At 63.5% G+C, this 19,170-nt stretch carries 18 protein-coding genes and 1 riboswitch; of the genes, 6 read left to right on the top strand and 12 right to left on the bottom strand.

The window, feature by feature from the left end; translation table 11 throughout:
* Positions 1-26 precede the first annotated feature (26 nt).
* A complete protein-coding gene (locus N8A98_RS03370; RefSeq protein ID WP_262169156.1) occupies positions 27-977 on the top strand; it encodes a substrate-binding domain-containing protein in 951 nt (316 codons plus the stop codon).
* Between the two features lie 57 nt (positions 978-1,034).
* On the opposite strand, the gene N8A98_RS03365 is transcribed toward N8A98_RS03370, so the two are convergent.
* From N8A98_RS03365 to N8A98_RS03325, 9 genes are all read right to left on the bottom strand, one after another.
* Entirely contained in the window at positions 1,035-2,039 is a 1,005-nt protein-coding gene (locus N8A98_RS03365; RefSeq protein WP_262169154.1) for an ABC transporter substrate-binding protein, read from the bottom strand.
* On the bottom strand, positions 2,036-2,791 hold the full coding sequence (locus N8A98_RS03360; RefSeq protein ID WP_262169151.1) for an ABC transporter ATP-binding protein: 756 nt from the start codon (positions 2,789-2,791) through the stop codon (positions 2,036-2,038). The genes N8A98_RS03365 and N8A98_RS03360 overlap by 4 nt, the downstream gene beginning before the upstream one ends.
* Positions 2,788-3,576 carry an ABC transporter permease gene (locus N8A98_RS03355; RefSeq protein ID WP_262169149.1) on the bottom strand — a complete coding sequence of 263 codons (789 nt, stop codon included), beginning with the start codon at positions 3,574-3,576 and terminating at the stop codon, positions 2,788-2,790. Before N8A98_RS03355 ends, N8A98_RS03360 begins: the two co-directional genes overlap by 4 nt.
* A gap of 132 nt (positions 3,577-3,708) precedes the next feature.
* Positions 3,709-4,317: a YkoF family thiamine/hydroxymethylpyrimidine-binding protein gene (locus N8A98_RS03350; protein ID WP_262169147.1), complete on the bottom strand. Its 609-nt coding sequence runs from the start codon at positions 4,315-4,317 to the stop codon at positions 3,709-3,711.
* Positions 4,309-4,422: riboswitch (TPP riboswitch) on the bottom strand. Its footprint overlaps the gene before it by 9 nt.
* A gap of 53 nt (positions 4,423-4,475) precedes the next feature.
* Positions 4,476-4,775 carry a branched-chain amino acid transport AzlD family protein gene (locus tag N8A98_RS03345; protein ID WP_113121718.1) on the bottom strand — a complete coding sequence of 100 codons (300 nt, stop codon included), beginning with the start codon at positions 4,773-4,775 and terminating at the stop codon, positions 4,476-4,478.
* The gene (locus N8A98_RS03340; protein WP_390888851.1) at positions 4,772-5,503 is read right to left on the bottom strand and encodes an AzlC family ABC transporter permease; all 732 of its coding nucleotides are present in this window, start codon (positions 5,501-5,503) and stop codon (positions 4,772-4,774) included. The genes N8A98_RS03345 and N8A98_RS03340 overlap by 4 nt, the downstream gene beginning before the upstream one ends.
* A 179-nt stretch (positions 5,504-5,682) precedes the next feature.
* Positions 5,683-6,327, bottom strand: coding sequence for an outer membrane protein (locus N8A98_RS03335; RefSeq protein ID WP_262169144.1), 645 nt, complete (start codon positions 6,325-6,327; stop codon positions 5,683-5,685).
* 112 nt (positions 6,328-6,439) lie between these two features.
* Positions 6,440-7,834, bottom strand: coding sequence for a sensor histidine kinase (locus tag N8A98_RS03330; RefSeq protein ID WP_113121720.1), 1,395 nt, complete (start codon positions 7,832-7,834; stop codon positions 6,440-6,442).
* Complete coding sequence (locus tag N8A98_RS03325; protein ID WP_113121721.1) at positions 7,831-8,502, bottom strand: response regulator transcription factor; 672 nt, start codon at positions 8,500-8,502, stop codon at positions 7,831-7,833. The genes N8A98_RS03330 and N8A98_RS03325 overlap by 4 nt, the downstream gene beginning before the upstream one ends.
* Before the next feature lie 244 nt (positions 8,503-8,746).
* Between N8A98_RS03325 and N8A98_RS03320 the strand changes: the two genes are divergently transcribed.
* The 3 genes from N8A98_RS03320 (at position 8,747) to N8A98_RS03310 (ending at position 13,690) form a co-directional block, all read left to right on the top strand.
* Positions 8,747-9,973, top strand: a complete 1,227-nt coding sequence (locus tag N8A98_RS03320) for an efflux RND transporter periplasmic adaptor subunit (protein ID WP_262169141.1) — start codon at positions 8,747-8,749, stop codon at positions 9,971-9,973.
* Between the two features lie 3 nt (positions 9,974-9,976).
* A complete protein-coding gene (locus N8A98_RS03315; protein WP_262169139.1) occupies positions 9,977-13,108 on the top strand; it encodes an efflux RND transporter permease subunit in 3,132 nt (1,043 codons plus the stop codon).
* Between the two features lie 225 nt (positions 13,109-13,333).
* On the top strand, positions 13,334-13,690 hold the full coding sequence (locus tag N8A98_RS03310) for a hypothetical protein (protein ID WP_113121723.1): 357 nt from the start codon (positions 13,334-13,336) through the stop codon (positions 13,688-13,690).
* A gap of 56 nt (positions 13,691-13,746) precedes the next feature.
* Here the strand turns inward: N8A98_RS03310 and N8A98_RS03305 are convergent, their stop codons facing one another.
* From N8A98_RS03305 to N8A98_RS03295, 3 genes are read right to left on the bottom strand one after another with little or no spacing between them, the layout of a single operon-like run.
* The gene (locus N8A98_RS03305; protein WP_262169137.1) at positions 13,747-14,532 is read right to left on the bottom strand and encodes an SDR family oxidoreductase; all 786 of its coding nucleotides are present in this window, start codon (positions 14,530-14,532) and stop codon (positions 13,747-13,749) included.
* 19 nt (positions 14,533-14,551) lie between these two features.
* Positions 14,552-15,409: an amidohydrolase family protein gene (locus tag N8A98_RS03300; protein ID WP_262169136.1), complete on the bottom strand. Its 858-nt coding sequence runs from the start codon at positions 15,407-15,409 to the stop codon at positions 14,552-14,554.
* Positions 15,406-17,100 carry an IlvD/Edd family dehydratase gene (locus N8A98_RS03295; protein WP_262169135.1) on the bottom strand — a complete coding sequence of 565 codons (1,695 nt, stop codon included), beginning with the start codon at positions 17,098-17,100 and terminating at the stop codon, positions 15,406-15,408. Before N8A98_RS03295 ends, N8A98_RS03300 begins: the two co-directional genes overlap by 4 nt.
* Positions 17,101-17,281: 181 nt before the next feature.
* On the opposite strand from N8A98_RS03295, the gene N8A98_RS03290 reads away from it, so the two are divergent.
* Both N8A98_RS03290 and N8A98_RS03285 read left to right on the top strand, forming a co-directional pair.
* The gene (locus N8A98_RS03290) at positions 17,282-18,295 is read left to right on the top strand and encodes a Gfo/Idh/MocA family protein (RefSeq protein ID WP_262169134.1); all 1,014 of its coding nucleotides are present in this window, start codon (positions 17,282-17,284) and stop codon (positions 18,293-18,295) included.
* Positions 18,296-18,322: 27 nt separating this feature from the next.
* Positions 18,323-18,985, top strand: coding sequence for a GntR family transcriptional regulator (locus N8A98_RS03285; RefSeq protein ID WP_262169133.1), 663 nt, complete (start codon positions 18,323-18,325; stop codon positions 18,983-18,985).
* Positions 18,986-19,170: the final 185 nt, after the last annotated feature.

The following is a 19,170-nucleotide window of genomic DNA, read 5'->3' as shown; positions in this document are numbered from 1 at the left end:
AGCAAGGGCATTTAGGGAGGACTGAAATGAAACTGGCTAAATCCTTTTTGGCTGCGGCTGTCGTCGCAACCAGCATTGGCGGCGTCGCCATTGCCCAGGACAAGGTGACCATCGGCGTCTCCGTTCCGGCGGCCGACCATGGCTGGACCGGCGGCGTCAACTACTTCGCGCAGCAGGCGATCGATCGCCTCAAGACCACTTATCCCGATGTCGAATTCGTCTTTGCTTCGGCGGCCGATGCGCCCAAGCAGATCGCCGACATCGAAGACATGGTCTCGACCCGCAATATCGATGCGCTGGTCATCCTGCCGGGCGATCCGGATGCGATGACTTCGGCCATCAAGCAGGTCAAGGACGCCGGCAAGTTCGTCACCGTCGTCGATCGCCAGCTCTCGATCACTGGCGTGGAAAACCTCTACGTCGCCGGTGACAATCCGGGCCTGGGCGCCAATGCCGCGGCCTATTTCAAGGAAGCACTGCCCGAGGGCGGCAATATCGTTATCCTGCGCGGCCTGCCGATCCCGATCGATCAGCAGCGCTTCGACGGCTTCATGGGCGGCATCGAAGGCACCCAGATCAAGGTGCTGGACGACGAATTCGCCAATTGGAACCGCGATGACGGCTTCAAGGTGATGCAGGACTTCCTGACCCGCTTCCCTGATATCAAGGGCGTGTGGACCCAGGACGACGACATCTCCCTGGGCGCCATCGAGGCGATCAAGCAGGCCGGCCGCGAAAATGAAATGTTCGTGGTGGGCGGCGCCGGCATGCAGCAGATCCTGCAGCGCGTGAAGGCCGGCGACAAGCTGACCCCGATCGATGTGAGCTATAGCCCGGCCATGATCGCCACGGCGATCGAGCTGACCACGTCGCACCTGGTCAGCGGCGTGCAGGTGTCGGGGCGCTATATCCTCGACTCCACCGTCATCACTTCGGAAAATGCCGACGAATTCCTGGACGACAAGAGCCCGTTCTAAGGGGCTTTGGGATCAAGGCAGCGGGGGCGCGAAAGCGCCCCCTTTTTTGTGTGGTGCTTACTCCGGCAAGTAGGCGTTGCTGTAGTACGGCGCGAAGTCGGGCCGTTCGGCGACCACCGCCCCATCCGCATCGCGCAGGATGCCGGCTTTGAACAGATAATCCCCGATGGCGTCCATCTTGGCCGGGTCGATCGTGCCGATCACGCCATCTGCGGTTTGCAGATAGTGGCCGTCGATCAGGGCCTGGAGCGAAGCGCGGATCAGGGTGCGGTCGAGCATGCCTTCATTGGCCGCCAGCAGGATGTCGGTTGCCTCGTCAGGGTGTTCGACGGCGAAAGCGTAGCCGCGCTGGGTTGCAGCCATGAAAGCTGCGGCGGTTTCGGGATTGGCATCGAGATAGGCTTGGCTGGAGCCGATAAAGGTGGTGTGCTCGTCCGGCACGCCGAAATCGGCATAGCGGAAGGCGCGTTGTGCCACATTGTCGAGCTCGGCCTTGACCCCTTCCCAGGTATAGACTTCGAGCGTGAAATCGACCGCGCCATTGGCCAGCGCCTCATAGGCGGAGGTGCCCAGGGTCACCGTTTCAAATTCGCCCTTGCCGCCATCATGGCGGATGATGGTGCCGATCAGCGCGTTTTCCCAGTCGCTGCCAAAGCCGCCATAGGTGAGGCCGTCGAGGTCCTTGGGGCTCTGGATATCGGTGCGATCATCGTTGAACACCACCCGGCCAGTCTCGGTCTGCACCACGGCATAGGTGGCGACCAGATCGGCGCCGGCGGTGCGCTGGCTCATCAGCGATATGGTGCCGAAAATACCGAAATCGGCGACGTGATTGGCGACCAGCGCACCGGCCGAGGTGTCGCTATAGGGCAGGATATCCACGTCCAGCCCGGCCTCGGTGTAGAAGCCTTTGGCCTTGGCCACATAGAGGCCGATGTGATTGGTGTTGGGGGTCCAGTCGAGCGCCATGGTGACTTTTTGCGCTTGGGCGAAAGCGGGTGTGCTGAGCAGGCTTGTAGCAAGCATGGCGGCGAAAAAACTGCGGCGGGATAGCATGGTCACGTCTCCGATGGGGGATTGAGCAGGGTTTCGAGAAGGTCGGCCTCGATGGCGCTGGCTTGGGGCGAAGCCAGGTCGCGGCGCGGGCGGGGCAGGGGCACGGTGATTTCGCGCAGCACCCGGGCGGGGCGCTCAGTCAGCACATAGATGCGGTCGGACAGGAACACCGCCTCGCGCACATCATGGGTGATCAACAGGGCGGTCCAATTGTGGTGCTCCCACATGGTTTCGAGCCACCGCTGCATGCCGCTGCGGGTGAGGGCATCGAGCGCGCCGAACGGCTCGTCGAGCAGCAGCATGGCGCGATCCTGCACCACGGTGCGCAACAGGGCCGCGCGCTGGCGCATGCCGCCGGACAATTGCGCCGGGTAATGCTGCTCGAAGCCATCGAGCCCGAATTCGGCGAACAGGGGCGCGACGCGTTCGCGCGCCTGCTGGCGGGCCATGCCCTGCACTTCAAGGCCCAGCGTCGTATTGTCGATGATCCGCCGCCAGGGCATCAGCGCATCGCGTTGCGGCATGAAGGCGAAGGGTTGCGTCTCCTCGGCCAGCGCCACCCCGTCGAAGAAAATCTCGCCGCCATCGGGTCGCAAGCCGCCGGTCAGCAGCTTGAAAATGGTGGATTTTCCGGCGCCGGAGGGGCCGAGAATGGAGACGAATTCGCCGGGCTGCACCGATAGCGAAATATCGGCCAGCACATCGAGGTCGCCAAAGCGCTTGTGCAGATGGCGCAATTCCAGCCTTGCCGCGCTCATGGCTTGCGCTCCGCGGCCAGCTTTTCCCAGGGCATGACCAGCCGCTGGATCAGGATTGTGGTGCCGAACAGCACCAGGGTCAGCGTGGCGCTGACCAGCACGGCGGCCAGCACCAGATCGGGGCGGAAATTGTTCTTGGCGTTGAGGATGTAGATGCCCAGCCCCTTCGCCGCCCCGGCATATTCGGCAAAGATCGCGCCGACCACGGCGTAGGTGATGGAAATGCGCAGGCCGGCGAAGAAATAGGGCAGGGATGAGGGCAACCGCGCGAGGAGGAAGATGCGCAGCGGGGAGGCGCCCATCGAGGCCAGCAGGGACTCGATATCCTCCTCGGTCGCCGCATAGCCCTGCACCAGCGCCACCAGCATGGGAAAGAAGGTGACCAGAGCCACCAGCATGATCTTGGGCGTCAGGCCGAAGCCGAACCACAGCACGATCAGCGGGGCGATGGCGACCAGCGGCAGCGTCTGGCTGATGATGAAGACCGGAAACAGCGCCCGCCGTAGCGGTTTGAAAAAGTCGATCAGCACCGAGAAGATGAAGGCCGCAGCCAGCGAGCAGGCAAAACCCAACAGGGTCGCGCTGATGGTGGGCAGCGTGTTCTCGAACAGCGCCGGCCAGTTTTGTATCGCCTGGGCAACCACGCGCGACGGCGCCGGCAGGGTGGTGGGGGAAATGCCGGAGAGGCGGGCATAGAGTTCCCAAGCGAGGATCAGCGTGCCGACCGACAGCAGGGCCGGGGCGATTCTGCCGAGGCTGGACGCGATTGTGCGCGATGTGGGCATGGGGGATTTCCGGATGGGGCGCGATATCCCAACAGACCTCACCCTGAGCTTGTCGAAGGACGAGGTCGTGGCACCATGGCGGGCACGACCTCGTGGTTCGACAGGCTCACCATGAGGTCTACTGGGCGTGAGCTAGCGCGGTGTCGGGCTATTTGCCGAGACTGTCAGATCAATCGTGACGTGTCCCTCGGGCGGGCCGAACCGGCAGAGCGCTGCCTGTACCGTGGCGAAAACCGCACCGGCGTCGCCACCCAATTTAGTGCAGAAATTCTTGGCGCGATCGAAAGTGCCGGACTGCTTGAGAAAGTCGATACAGCCGTAGATTTCGTCCATGTGATCGTTCGTATCCATCACATAGAGCGAAAATTGCGCCGCGCTCGGCATGTCGGTCACGGGGGCCGCTTGCACGGAATCCAGCGCCATCTGCTTGCGCTGGTCCAGCGGCAGGACGGGCCCGCCATATTCGGTGGTGTAGCAGACAGCATCATCGGGCTCGCCCGGGCAGCCGCGGGAAATGGTGGCATGCAGCACGCAATGCTTGCCGCTTTTCGCTGCCGCGACGAACAGATCGCGCATGGCCGGAAACAGCACTTCGGGCGCACCGACCAACAGGGTGGAGATGTCGTCAGTCTGCACCTGCAGCCGATCCCGATAGGGATCGAGCGCGCTCAGCGCGCCGAGAATGACGCCGACGAAATCGTCGGCCATAGGATAAATGGAAATTTGTGCGCCAGAATACATAGCCCCGCCTCGCTCCGCTGGTATTACCCAGATCAGCTACTAGGGTTTGCAGGCTTGCCGCCCGCGTCTCAGCCCCGGCTATACGGAGCACCCCTGTGGATGGGCGCAATCAATCAGCTTGCGGCGGCAATGGCAAGCCGGTTTGTGACGGAAATTTTCTAGCCAATAAAATGCCGCAACAGCCCCGTGGCGGCGACGGCAACAATCACCGTTGGCAGCATGGAAAGGCGCGTGGCGGCGAGCAGGGTGATGGCAATGGCGATCAGATCGGCGGGATTATCGGCCACGAAATGCGGCGCGATCACCGAAATCAGCACGCAACCGGGCGCCGCTTCCATGAGGGCGGTGGCGCGGGGGCTGAGCGTGCGATTGCGCAGCACCAGATAGCCGATGATCCGCGTGCAATAGGTGGCCGAGGCCATCAGCACGATGGTGAGAACGGTCAAGGGATCGATCATGCCTCGTCTCCCGCCAGCACATAGGCCGCGATCAGGCCGGACACGGCGCCGGCGGCCACATACCAGGCACCGGGCACGACGAGATACGTCACCGCGGCGACGACCAGACTCACCAGCCAGGGCCGGGCTGCGGCAAAGCCCTTCCACATGCCGGCCATCAGCACCAGGAACACGGCCGGAAACGCCATGTCGAAGCCATAGGCTTCCACGTCGCCCAGCACTGGGCCGAGTGCGGCGCCCAAGGTGGTGAACGCCACCCAGGCGACATAGAAAACCAGTGCCGTGCCCAGGTAATAGGGCAGGCTGAATGCCGGCTGCAGGCCGCGTTCGGCCCGCTCCTTGGCATCGGCCAGGCCGAGTGCCCAGCTTTCGTCGGTCATGGCGAATAAAGCCGGCAGGACCTTGCGCTTGGGCAGGTGACGCAGGAAGGGCGCGATGGCCGCGCCCATCAGCAAATGCCGGCTATTGACCAGGAAGGTGATGGCCACGATCAGCACGATATGGGGCGGCGAGGTCCAGAGCTGGATGGCGGCAAATTCCGAGCCGCCGGCAAAGTTCAGCCCGGTCATCAGCGGCACTTCGATGACGCTCAGGCCCTTTTGCGCGGCCTGCGCGCCCAGCACCAGCGCATAGGGGATGATGCCGAGCAGAACCGGAATGCAGCCCTTGATGCCGCGCCAGAGTTCGGAACGAATGGGGGCTTGCTCCATGCTCGCCGCGCCGTCCATCGCGCTCATAATAGTCTCCTGCCGCCCGGGCGGTTTGCCCCAAAGGCGGCTCTTGTAATCCAGTTCGGGCGATTGGGGTGTGAAAAACGAAAAAATCGGAGCCGAAGCCCCGATTTTCCGTGTCGTGCCGATGGAGGTCAATGCACGAGGAGCGGCCGCAATGCAGCGCGGCCGTTATTTTAGAAGCGGTAGTTCACGCCGAGAGTGACGGCATGATTGGTCAGATCGTCGGTGCGGCCCACGCCGGCAACGGCGCTGTCCACGTCGAAATAGCGGGTCTGCAGATATTCGGCGCGCACGCTGATATTGTTGCCCAGATCCTGCTCGACGCCTGCGCCGAACACGGCGCCGGCGTAGGTGTCCTTGCCCGAAGTGGTGGTGCCCAAGGGCTCCAGCTCAGCCAGCGAAACGCCGGCTGTGCCGTAGATCAGGGTGCTGCCCAGCGCCACGCCGGCGCGGCCCTTGGCGGCCAGCGACCAGTTCTGCGTCAGGCCGGCATCGGGGGTGAGTTCGTAGCGCAGCTCGTCGCTGAGCGTGCCCGAGACTTCGCCGCCGACCACGAACTGGTCGAACTGCTGCAGATAGCCGGCCTGGACGCCGCCCGAGAAGTTGCTGTTGTCGAAATCGTCGGCGCTGACCACGCCGGCATGGGCACCAGCGTAAAAGCCGGCCCAGGTGTCGCTGGCGACGGCCAGGCCCGCGTCGGGATAGGCGATCTGGGCGGGCGCCGGGGTATAAAGATCGGCAGCCTGGGTGGCGGAAACCGATGCGACGACGGCAGTGCCGCTCAGCAGGGCGGCGAGGGTAAGGGTGCGAAGGGACACTTGGGTTATACTCCTGAGAAATCGCTGCGCAGCGGGCGGTTTGGTCCGCCTCGGCATGAGGCGCTTGTCCGCTGTACTGACGCCAGATTGATCCCCCAAGATTGCGTGGGCCTTACAGTGCCGGCTCCAATTCCTTTTTTGTTGCAGCGGCCCGCAACAGTGGCAGTGTGACGATGACGCTGGCCCCGCCCGAGGGCGCGTCGGCAATGGTGATATAGCCGTGGTGGCGCCGCACAATGGCTTCCACCAGGTTGAGGCCCAGCCCCGCGCCGTGCGAGGATGGCTTGACGCGATAGAAGGGCTCGAACACCCGGTCGCGCTCGCTGGCGGGAATACCGGGGCCCTCGTCGCTGACCGCAATCGTGCCGTCGCGGCCCACTTCGACGATGATCTCGCCATGCTTGCCGCCATAGGCAATGGCGTTCTGGATGATATTGGTCAGCGCCCGGCTCAGGCTGCTGCTGTCGCCCTGCACCATGACCGGATCGTCCGGTGCATTGAGCGAGAGTTCGTAGCCCGCAGCAATGGCCAGCGGGGCCAGATCGCCCACCACATTGCTGGCCATGTCGCCCAGCTCGGTGGGTTCGAAATTGGTGCTGCCCAGATCCATGCGCTGCAGATCGAGCAATTGCCCGGCCATGCTGGCCAGCCGTGCCGCATCGACCAGCAATTGACCCTTTTCGGGGAAGGGCTCGGCCATTTCGATGCGGGTCTGCAGGATGGCGATGGGGGTGCGCAATTCATGGGCGGAATCGGCGAGGAACCGTTCGCGCTTGGCGTAGGAATCGTCGAGCCGCGCCAGCCCGTCATTGACCGCTTTGACCAGCGGCTGCACCTCGTCGGGCAGGCTTTCGGTGGACAGCCTGGTGCCGCGGGCATCGATGTCGATCAGTTCGGCCTCGTCGGCCGCGCCCTTGAGACTGCGCATCTCGCGGCGCACGATAATGGGAATGGTGATGGCGCTGGCAAGGCCCAATAGCGCAACCATGGCGAGCGCCAAAAGGCCCGAAACCTTCTTGATGATGGCAGCCACACCAACGGTGGGTCCGCCGCCGGTCATCACGCGAACGGTGCCGACCGGCGATTGCTCGGTGCGCACGAGGAGCGAGCCATAGCTGGGATCGGTGGTGCGCACCTCGACCGCTTCCAACAGCCAGAGATTGTCTTCCAGCTCCTGGTACATTTTGGGCACGTCGCCGAGAGCGGCCCAGGCGCCGGACTGATTGCGCACGTAAAACCACAGATTGGGATAGTCCCTGCGCAGGGCGTCGAGATCGGGCGAAGCCACGTAATTGATCTGCTCGCCCTCCACATCCACCAGGCTATGCGCAAATGCCGCCGTCGCCCGGGGGTCGAGCGGTTGGGCATCGCCCAGATAGTCGATGACCGGGGCAACGACCGTGGGAAAAACCCCGAGGCCAAAAAACAGCACGAGCGTCAGCAACTGCACGCGGATCATCTGGCGGGTCAGCTTGTGGGCGAGGGAATTGCGGCTAAGTCGTTTCACGTCAGTTTCAACAAATAGCCCACCCCGCGCACGGGGTGGATGATGACCGAGGCACCGGCATCCGCCAGCTTGCGACGCAGCCGCGAGATGTGGGCCTCGAGGGAATTGGACTGGATTTCATCGTCCGAGCCATAGACTTCTTCTTCGAGCAGGTTGCGCCGAACCGTGCGGCCCGCCCGGCGCATCAGGCTTTCGAGCACCAGATATTCGCGCCGCGGCAGGTCGAGCCGTTCACCAGCAACAAACACCTCGCCCTGGTTCAGGTCAAATGCCAGATTGCCCATGCTCAGCGGCTTGGAGGTCACCTGGCTGGGCCGGCGCAGCACGGCGCGCAACCGCGCCACCAATTCGCTGACCACGAAAGGCTTGGGCAGATAATCGTCGGCGCCCAGATTGAGCCCTTCCACCCGGTCATTGGCTGAGCCGCGGGCGGAGAGAATGACGATGGGCACATTGGGGCGGCGCTTGCGCAGATAGGCGATCAGCGAGGCGCCGTCGCCATCGCCCAATTGGCGATCCAGCACCACCAGGTCATGGCTGATGGTTTCGATCGCCTCAATGGCGACTTCGATCGAGGGCGCGATATCGGTTACGAAATCATGTTTTTCCAGCGCGCTGCGCAGTAGAGCCGCCATATCGGGCTCATCTTCTACCAGCAATAGTCGCATGCAGACCTGCCTCCTCGGGCATTAATACTCTGGATTGTCCGCGATAAGCCTTGCCGCAACCTTACAGCGCCAGGCCGCACATTTTGCCGTCCGCACATGCATTTCACGCGCGCAATGTTGACGCAAGCTTGCCAGCACACAACCGGCACGTTGCTGTGCCTTGCCATCGGTTTTGTGCCGAACATGTTCTGCGTGGGCGGGCCGGCAACACCCTATTCCCTTTCCTCTAGGCCGGAGCTATGCCGTGGACAAGCATGTGGAACGCCCCGACGCTATCAAACCCGAATGGGCGCTGACCCGACGCGAGCGCAAGCGCCAGGCGCTGCTCGATGCTGGCCTCGCGCCGCGCAAATTCCCCTGGTTCTGGGGGCTTGGCGTGTTGATCGTTGCTGCCGGCGGCGCGTTTATTCTGGTGCCGCAATTGACCGCGCCCGAAGCGGCGACCCCGGTGGCCGCCGTCGAAACACCCGATCCGGTCAAGCTCATCCTCAGCCGCGATGTCACGACATTGCAGCCGCAAACGATCACCGAAACGCTCAAGGCCACCGGCTCGCTCGCCCCGCGCCGTACCATAAACCTCTCCTCCCAGGTCAGCGGCACCGTCGATGACGTGCACTTCCGCGTCGGCGACCGGGTGCAGGCGGGCGACGTGCTGGTGCAGGTCGATATCGAAACGCTGGGCATTCAGTTGCAACAGCAGCGCAGCACCGCCGAAGCCACCCGCGCCCAGCTCGCCCAGGCCGAAGCGCAGGTGACCCGCAGCGAACGTCTCAACGATCGCGGTCTGGTCGCCTCAGCCAATCTCGACAGCGAGCGCGCCAATGTCGATGCACTGCGCTCCAATTTGCGGGCGCTGGAAGCCCAGGTTGCTGCCGCCGAAATCGCCCTGCGCAATGCCACGATCGTCGCGCCCTTCGATGGTGTGGTGGCCTCGCGGGCGGTCGAGCCGGGGCAGGTGACTTCGCCCGGCGCCAATCTCATGCAGATCGTTGATCTGTCGGTGATGGAAATGACCGCCTATGTGCCGGTCAGCGCCAGCCCGACCTTGCAGCCCGGCCAGCATGTCACGCTGACCGTCGAAGGCTTGCCCGGGCGTCAGTTCAGCGGCAACGTCGCCGGCATCAGCCCGGTCGCCACTGCCGGTACGCGCACGGTTCCCGTGCTGGTCACCGTCGACAATCCCGGCGGTGAATTGCGCGGCGGCATGTTCGCCACCGGCCAGATCGTTACCGCCGAAGCCGAAAACACCCTCGCCGTGCCGCCAGCGGCCATCCGCGAGGATGATGCGGGGGCATTCGTGCTCAAAATCGTCGATGGCGACCTGGTGCGCCAACCGGTCGAGGCGTCGCGCAACTGGCGCGCCGCCCGCGTCACCGAGCTGACCTCGGGCCTCGACGTCGGCGACACTTTAGTGTCCGGGCGGCTGGATGACCTGCGGGCCGGCATGCAGGTTCGCGTGGTGGAGAACTGATCGATGTTCCTCACCCGTATCAGCGTCAATCACCCCGTCTTTGCCACCATGGTCATGGTGGCGCTGATGGTGTTCGGCCTCTATTCCTATCAGCGCCTGCCCATCGAGCAATTGCCCGATGTCGACCTGCCGGTCGTCGCGGTGGTCGTTTCCTATCCGGGCGCGTCGGCTGAATCGGTCGAAAACGACATCATCAAGCCCATCGAGGATTCGGTGAACACGATCAGCGGCATCGACTCGCTGACCTCGACGGCGCGGCAGAACCAGGCGCTGGTCGTCATCATGTTCGACATGGAGGTGAACTCGGTCGAAGCGCTGCAGGAAGTGCGCGACAAGATGTCGTCCATCGAGGCCGACCTGCCGCAAAATGCCGACAAGCCGCAAATCCTGCGCTTCGATCCGGCCGCCATGCCGATCGTCTCGCTGGCCATTCGCTCCGACACGCTTTCGCCCAGCGAACTGACCGATCTGGCCAACGATGTCGTGGTGGATCGCCTGCGCAATGTGCAGGGCGTGGGCAGCGTGACACTGGTCGGTGGCGTGCCGACGCAAATCGACGTGCAGGTCGATCCCGACCGGCTCGATGCTTTCGGCGTCTCCATGAGCGATGTCATGACCGCCATCGCCCAGAACAATCGCGATCTGCCGGCCGGCAGCATCACCGAAGGCTCGGTGGCCCGCTCGATCCAGATCGAGGGTAAAATCCAGAACATCGACGATTTCGCTGACATCATCGTGGCGCGCACCGGCGGCCAGCCCGTGCGGCTGGGCGAGGTCGCCACCATCAGCTCCGGCCCCAGCGACGATGAAAGCCTGGCCTTCATCAATGGCGAGCGGGCACTGTCCATCGATATTCTCAAGGTGCAGGGCGCCAATACGGTGGGCGTGGCCCACGCCATCCACCAGACGCTGGAACGGCTCGAACAGAGCGAGCTGCCGGCCGGCGTTCACATCGATGTGGTGCGCGACAATTCCGTCGAGGTGGAGCAATCCTTCCACACCGTGCAGAACATGATCATCGAAGGCGCGGTGCTGGCCGTCCTGATCGTCTTCCTGTTCCTCAATTCGTGGCGCTCGACCGTCATCACGGGACTGACCCTGCCCATTTCGATCATCGGCACCATGATCGTGCTCTATATGCTGGGCTTCACGCTCAATATGATGACGCTGATGGCGCTGTCGCTTTCGGTGGGTATCCTGATCGACGATGCCATCGTGGTGCGTGAAAATATCATGCGCCACCTGCATATGGGCAAGGGCCACTTCCAGGCTGCGGTCGATGGCACCAATGAGATCGGGCTGGCGGTGCTGGCCTCGACGCTGTCCATCGTCGCGGTATTCCTGCCCGTGGCCTTCATGGAAGGCATGATCGGCCGCTTCTTCCTGCAATTCGGCGTCACCGTTTCGGTGGCCGTGCTGATTTCGCTATTCGTCGCCTTCACGCTCGACCCGATGATGAGCAGCGTCTGGTATGATCCGGCCTCCGAGCCCAATGCCAAGCGCGGTCCGATCGGCCGGCTGGTCGCCAAGTTCGATGAGTTTTTCGGCTGGCTCAGCGAACGCTATCGCAGCGTGTTGCGCTGGAGCCTGCGCCATCGCATCGCGACGCTGGGCACGGCGGTGGCGCTGTTCTTCTCGAGCTTCCTGCTGCTGCCCATGGTTGGTGTGGAATTCGTGCCGCCCAGCGACAACAGTGAATTCACCGTTGAAGTGGAAACTCCGCAGGGCTCCTCGCTGGCCTATACAGGCGACAAGGTGCGCCAGATCGAGGCGCTATTGCGACAAATGCCCGAGGTGGAACGCACCTACGCCACCATCAATGCCGGCCAGAGCGCGTCGGGCGAAAACTCGGCCAGCATCCTGGTTTCCATGGTACCGCCCGGCCAACGCGACCGCATGCCCCATGAAATGACCGGCCCGGCTCGCGACGTGCTGGCCCAGGTGCCCGGCATCACCACCGTGGTCGGCGTTGCCAGCGGCTTGGGCGGCGGGGTGACCAAGCCGGTGCAGGTTACGCTCTACGGCGACAGCTTTGCCACCTTGGGCCGCCTGGCGGATGAGTTCACGGCCAAGCTGGCCAATATCAACGGCCTTGCCGATATCGAAAGCTCGCTTGAGGCGGCGCAGCCGGTGGTCGGCATTCGCGTCAACCAGGACCTCGCCAGCGAAGTCGGCGTCTCCATGCAGCAGATTGGCGCCATCCTGCAGCCCATGCTGAGCGGCGAAGAGGTCAGCGAATGGACCTCGCCGGAGGAGGAGACTTATAAGCTCATCGTCCGCCTGCCGCCGCAGGAACGTGACCAGGTCGAGGCGCTGTATAGCCTGCCCATCGCGCGCACCGATACGTCAGTGGTGCGGCTGGGTGATGTCGCCGATGTCGCAATGTCGACCGGACCGGGCGAAATCCAGCGCCGGGACCTGACCCGCCAGATCACCGTGGACGCGAATATTTCCGGCGTCACCATTGGCGATGTCATGCCGGCCATCCAGCAGGCCATGGACGAGATGGAATTGCCGCCCGGCTATCGCATCTCCATGGGCGGCGATGCCGAGCAATTGGGCGATACGGCAGCTTCGGCCGGCGCCGCGCTGCTGCTCGCGGTGGTCTTCATCTATCTGGTACTGGCCAGCCAGTTCGGCAGCTTCCTGCAGCCGATCGCCATCATGATGTCGCTGCCCCTCTCGCTGGTCGGCGTTATCCTCGGCCTGCTGATCGGCGGCTCGACGCTCAATATGATGAGCATGATCGGCTTCATCATGCTGATGGGCCTGGTGGTAAAAAACGCCATCCTCTTGGTCGACAATGCCAACCACAAGGTCAAGGACGGGCTCAATCTCTACGATGCCCTGGTGGAGGCCGGCGTCACCCGCTTCCGGCCCATCATCATGACCACGTTGGCCATGGTGTTCGGCATGCTGCCGCTGGCGCTCAGCCTGCATGAAGGCAGCGGGCAGAACGCGCCCATGGCCCATGCGGTGATCGGCGGGCTGATCAGCTCGACGCTGTTGACCCTGGTCGTGGTGCCGGTGATCCTGACCTATACCGAAAGCCTGTCACGCTTCGTCAAGCGCCTGATGCCCGGCAAGCCGGCCCATCATGGTGAGGCGGAAGCCGAAAAACCGGCCACCGCCTGATCGCCATTTCCGGCAGGCCCGCTTCGGCCCGCCTGCCGGATTCGATTATGGCAGCAATGTGCAAAGCCTTGCGGGGCGCATTCATTACAACGCGTTCATGTCAGAAATAGCATTTTATAATCAATGGCTTGGTTTCGGTAAAAAAATTTCACTTTTCTGCGGGCCGCAAGCTTGGGGCAATCTTGCAGTCCTAGTTTGACGTCACCTTCGAAAGGAAGACCTCAAATGAAAACCTTTGCTTTTGCTATTCTTGCTACCGCCGCTGCTGCCTTCGCCCTGCCGGGCATGGCCAATGCCGCCAGCCTCACCACCAATGATGATCTGTTCGGTCATTCCAAGTTCAACATCGAGCGCACCCTTGCCGAACGCGGCATCGAAGCCACCGGTCTTGAAGCCTGGGGCCAGGCGATCCGCGCCACCGTCACTGCCGCTGATGGCACCACGACGACGCAGTTCTTCGACAAGGACACTTTCCAGCCAGTTCGCCCGAACGGCCAGTCGCTGAACACCGGTACCGGCACCGGCGAATCCTATGGTCGCGGTGAATTCGGCACCCCCGAAACGCTGTCGAGCAGCAGCTAAGCCTTGAGGCACTGGGGGCGGCCCGGCGGTTTCGCCATCTGCCCCCGAGCCCTCTGCTAGATCGAGCGGATCATCCCGCCATCGATCCTGATGCGTGAGCCGGTGATATAACTGGCCCGCTCACTGACCAGAAACACCACCGCATCGGCCAGTTCCTCCGGGCGCCCATAACGGCCCGCTGGAATGGTCGCGATGGAAGCCCGGCGCACCGCGTCGATCTCCATATTTTGCCGTTTTGCCGCAACCGCGTCGAGTTCATCGACGCGGTCGGTATGGATGCGGCCCTGCACCACCACATTGACGGTGATCCCGGACGGAGCGACTTCGCTCGCCAGCGTCTTGGACCACCCCACCAGCGCCTGCCGCAGCGCGTTGGAAATCGCCAGCCGGGCGATGGGCGCTTCGACGCCCGACGATGTGAGGGTCACGATGCGCCCCCAGCCGCGCGCGGTCATGGCCGGCAGCAGCGCCTGATTGAGCGTGATGATATTGGCCACCATGGATTGGAAGCCGGCATTCCAGGCCGAAAGCGGCACGCTGGCGGCCTCGCCCGGCGCCGGCCCGCCCGAATTGTTGATGATGATATCGACGCCACCCTCAGCGATCAGCGCTTCGCTTAGCTCAGAAACGGATTGCCCATCCGCCAGATCGAGCTTGCGGCCGGTGATCGAACCATTGAGGCTCTTGTCGACCTGACCGTCCAGCGCGCTGACCAGCTCCACGCTGCGCGCCGCGCCGATCACCTGCGCGCCTTCATTGACGAGGCCCAGCGCAATCGCCGCGCCCAGCCCCTTGCTGGCGCCCAATACTAGTGCGCGTTTGCCTTCCAGTCCGAGCTTCATGCGTCAAATCTCCTTGCGGTCAGCGACCGAAAAACAGCGAAGTGGGCGTATCGACGAAAATCTGCCGCCGCACTTGCGCATCAGGAAGCCATGTTTCGTAGGCGGAAAGCAAATCCCCGTCCTCAGGCATCTTGTCCCACAATTCGGTATGCGGCCAATCGCTGCCCCAGAGCAGGCGATGGGGATGCGATGCCGCTAGCGCGGTAATGGCAGCGCCCACATCGGTATAGTCTGCGCTGGCCGTCAGCCGGTAGGGGGCCGAAATCTTGGTGTAGATGTTGGGCCGGTCGAGCAGATGCCGCAGCGCATCCAGCCGCGTGCCGGTATCGGCCTCGCCAAAGCGGATGAAGCCCAGATGATCAAGTACCAGTGGCGTTTCGCCATGCTCCAGTGCTGCTACATCAGCCAATTGCTCCGCCCGCACCTGAAATTGCACCGACCAGCCCAACGCGGCGACCTTGCCGAGCAATTCGCCCACCGCGTCCAGCGCCACCCCGGCCTTGTTGCGGGTATTGATGCGAATGCCGCGCACGCCGGCTGCGTCCAGTTCGCGCAACGCCTCGGCGGAAATATCCGGCGCCACCACAGCAATGCCGCGCAGGCGCTGCGGGTCGCTGGCAATCGCGCGCAGCATGACGCTATTGTCGAGGCCGTAGACACTGGGCTGCACCAGCACGCCGCGGGCAATCCCTGCCGCCTCGGCATAAAGCTGCCAATCGGCAATGGTCAGGATTTGCGGCGTATAGCTGCGTGGCGAGGCCAGCGGCGCGCCGGCCTCGAAGACATGGAAATGGCTGTCGCAGGCGCCATCGGGCAGGCGGGGCAGGGCACCCAATGGCTTGGGCGGCAGGCAGAGCGGCGCTTCACTCTGGCTCACGAATTGGCCTGCAGGAAATCAAAATCGGCGCCCTCATCGGCCTGCATGACATGCTCATGATAGAGCCGGTCATAGCCGCGCCGTGCTGTCTCCGCCGGGGGCGGCAGTGCCGCCATGCGCCGCTCGAATTCGGCGGCCGGGATATCGAGATTGAGCGAGCGTCCGGGCACGTCCAGCGTGATGCTGTCTCCCGTCTGCACGATGGCCAGCGGCCCACCAGCGGCGGCTTCTGGCGAAATATGCAGGATCACCGTGCCGAAGGCCGTGCCGCTCATTCGGGCGTCGGAAATCCGCACCATGTCCTTCACGCCCTGCCGCGCGAGCTTGCGCGGAATAGGCAAATACCCCGCCTCCGGCATGCCCGGCGCGCCCTTGGGCCCGGCATTGCGCAGCACCAGCACGTCATCGGCCGCCACGTCCAGCTCGTCGCTGTCGATCCGGTTGGACAGGTCCTCGACACTCTCGAACACCACGGCGCGGCCCGTGTGCTGCATCAACGTCTTCGAGGCAGCTGATTGCTTGATGATCGCCCCGCGCGGCGCCAGGTTGCCCTTGAGCACGGCCAGCGTGCCGATCGGCTTCAGTGGCGCGGCCATAGTGCGGATAATGGTCTGCCCCGGTTCGTCCACCACGGCATCGATCACGTCGCCAATGCTGGCGCCATGGATTGTCGGCGCGCTCAGATCGAGCTCGCCCCGGATTTCCTTGAGCAATGCGGGCACGCCGCCAGCTTTATGGAACTGCTCCATATAATGCTGCCCCGACGGCTGCAGATCGACCAGCAGCGGTACCCGCTGCCCCAACTCGTCCAGCAGCGCCATATCCAGCGGAATGCCCAGCCGCCCGCAAATGGCGGCCAGATGCACCACCGCATTGGTCGAACCACCCATGGCCTGCAGGGCCACCAGCCCATTGCGGATCGCCGCCGGCGTCAACAGCTCCTTGACCGTCGGCCCGCCTTCGGTGGCGAGCTTTGCTGCAAGGCTCCCGGTGGCCTCCGACAGGCGCACCCGCTCTGCTTCGGTCGCCGGTGCCGATCCGGCGCGCGGCAGGCACAGCCCCATCACCTCGGTCAGGTTGGCCATGGTGCTGGCCGTGCCCATCACCGTGCAGGTCCCCACCGAACTCACCAGGCGATTATTGACTTCGCTGATTTCGGCCTCGTCGATCTCCCCGGCCCGGAACCGCCCCCAGAAGCGGCGGCAATCGGTGCAGGCGCCCAGCCGCTCACCCTTATGGTGCCCGGTCGCCATCGGCCCGGTCGGCAGGAAGACGGCGGGAATTTCGCTGCTGGCGGCAGCCATGATCTGCGCCGGCAGCGTCTTGTCGCAGCCCCCGATCAGGATGACGCTGTCCATCGGCTGGGCGCGGATCATCTCCTCGGTTTCCATCGCCATCAGATTGCGCAGATACATCGAGGTCGGCGAGGCAAAGCTTTCGTGGATCGAAATGGTCGGAAACACCATGGGCAGCGCGCCGCCCAGCATCACCCCACGCTTGGCCGCCTCGATCAATTGCGGCACATTGCCGTGGCACGGATTGTAGTCGGAATAGGTATTGGCAATGCCCACGATGGGGCGGTCCAGCGCGTCATCGGAATAGCCCATGGCCTTGATGAACGCCTTGCGCAAAAACAGGGAAAAGCCCTGGTCGCCATAGCTGGTCAATTTCCGACGAAGGCCGTTTGACACGCGATACTCCCGTTCCGGCTACTGGTTCGCCGCATGGCCTGTAAGCTAGTGGCTCCGCAGTGATTGTCAATAAAGAAGCGCCGCGCTAAATCGATAATCGCGCCAGAAAGCCGAAATTTCTCGCTTCCTTCTGCTTGTGCCTTTCACTATTATTGATAAATCAGCACAGGGACACGGCTATATGCAGAAGCGGAGAGTGGGGGTAATCGGTGCCGGATGGGTCAGCGCCTATCACCTGCCGGCTTGGCAGAAACGCAGCGCCCAGGCTGAAATCGTCGCTATAGCCGACCCTTCCGAGGCGGCCGCCCAGGCGCGGGCAAGGGCCTTTGACATCCCCGCCATCTATGCTGACGTGGCCACCATGCTGGCGCGTGAACATCTCGACATTGTCGATATCTGCGCGCCCCGCGAGGCCCATGCCGAACTGGTCCGGCTCGCCGCGCGGGCTGGGGTGGCGATCATCTGCCAGAAGCCGCTGGCGACTGATTTCGCCGCGGCCAAGGCCTTGGTGGCTGATGTCGCCAATACTACGCTCATGGTGCACGAGAACTGGCGCTTCCGTGCGTGGTATCGCCGCTTGCGGGAATGGCTCGACGCCGGCGTGGTGGGCGATATCCGCCAGGTCAGCCTTGAATTCCTCTCCAGCGGCATGATCGCCGGCCCCGATGGCCAGCGGCCCGCTTTGGTGCGCCAGCCCTTCTTCCGCAATCAGCAGCGCCTCCTCGTCATGGAGGTGTTGATCCATCACCTCGACACGCTGCGTTTCCTGCTCGGCGAGATGGATGTCGTTGCCGCCCGGCTCGAGCGCAGCAATGCCGATATCGTGGCCGAGGATGTCGCGGCAATCACCCTGCGCCGCCGTAGCGATGGCGTACTGGTTCAGGTAATGGGGAATCTTGCCGTCCACGGCGCGCCGCCTGCACCGCGCGATCATCTGCGCATTTTCGGCGCACGTGGCACGATTGAACTCGACGGCAACCAGCTCACCGCTTTTGGCGAGCGGCCACAGGCCGAGCAATTCGACGCCGACCTAGTCTATCAAGGCTCCTATGACGCCGCGATCGCCCATTTCCTCGATTGCCTCGATAGCGGAAAGCCCTTCGAAACCGCGCCGGCCGACAATATGGAAACCCTGCGCCTCGTCGAAGCCATCTATGCGCTTGCACAATTCGACCCGACGCAAGAACCGCGATAGAGTAGCGCGGTAATCCAGGAGCAGCCTTTGGATAGCTTGACCGAACACGTCGCCACCGACGAGCATGACGATCTCTCCATCGCCCGGGCGCTGGAGGAGGACATCATCTTCGGCCGCCTCGCGCCGGGCACGCGGCTCACCGAGGACATGCTGCTGGCGCGCTTCGCCGTCACCCGCCATTTCGCCCGCCAGGCGCTGGTGCAGCTCGAATCCATGGGCATCGTGGTGCGCGAGCGCAATCGCGGCGCCACCGTGCGCTCGCTGACCGCCCAACAGGTCAAGGAAATCTACGCCGTCCGCGAATTGCTGCAGCGCCAGGCCGCGCTGTGGATTCCGCTGCCAGCGCCCGATAGCCTCATCGCCGAGCTCAACGCCATCCACGAAGAACACGGCCGCCATATCGAGGCCGGCTTCCTGCGCGGCGTGCACGAAACCAATGACCGTTTCCACCTGACGCTGTTCGGCGCCTGCGGCAATGCGCATCTGGTCCAATCCATCGAACTCTATATGCGCCTCAGCCTGCCGGTACGGGCCAATTCCATGGCCAATACCGCGTCGCTGCGCGTGTCGCATGAGCATCATCGGTTGATGATCGACATGCTCAAGGGGACGGATAATTGGGTGCTGGCGCAATTGTGCGTGGATCACCTGCAGCCGAGCAAGGCGCGGTATCTGGATCGGGTGGGGTAGGGGATACTGCCCCGCAGACCGAGGGCCGCGATCCAATCCCCTCCCCCTTGAGGGGAGGGCTAGGGTGGGGGTGCTGCGGCCCCACCAAACTCTTTGCCCGCTGATAGCACAGCACCCCCACCCTCAATCCCTCCCCTCAAGGGGGAGGGAGGTGGATCGCGGCTCTCCGGCATATCCTCACCCCC

Origin of the sequence: Devosia neptuniae (assembly GCF_025452235.1) — a bacterium.
Taxonomy (GTDB): Bacteria; Pseudomonadota; Alphaproteobacteria; order Rhizobiales; family Devosiaceae; genus Devosia.
Note: the sequence above shows the minus strand (reverse complement) of the source record. Positions and strands in the feature narration are given on the sequence as shown.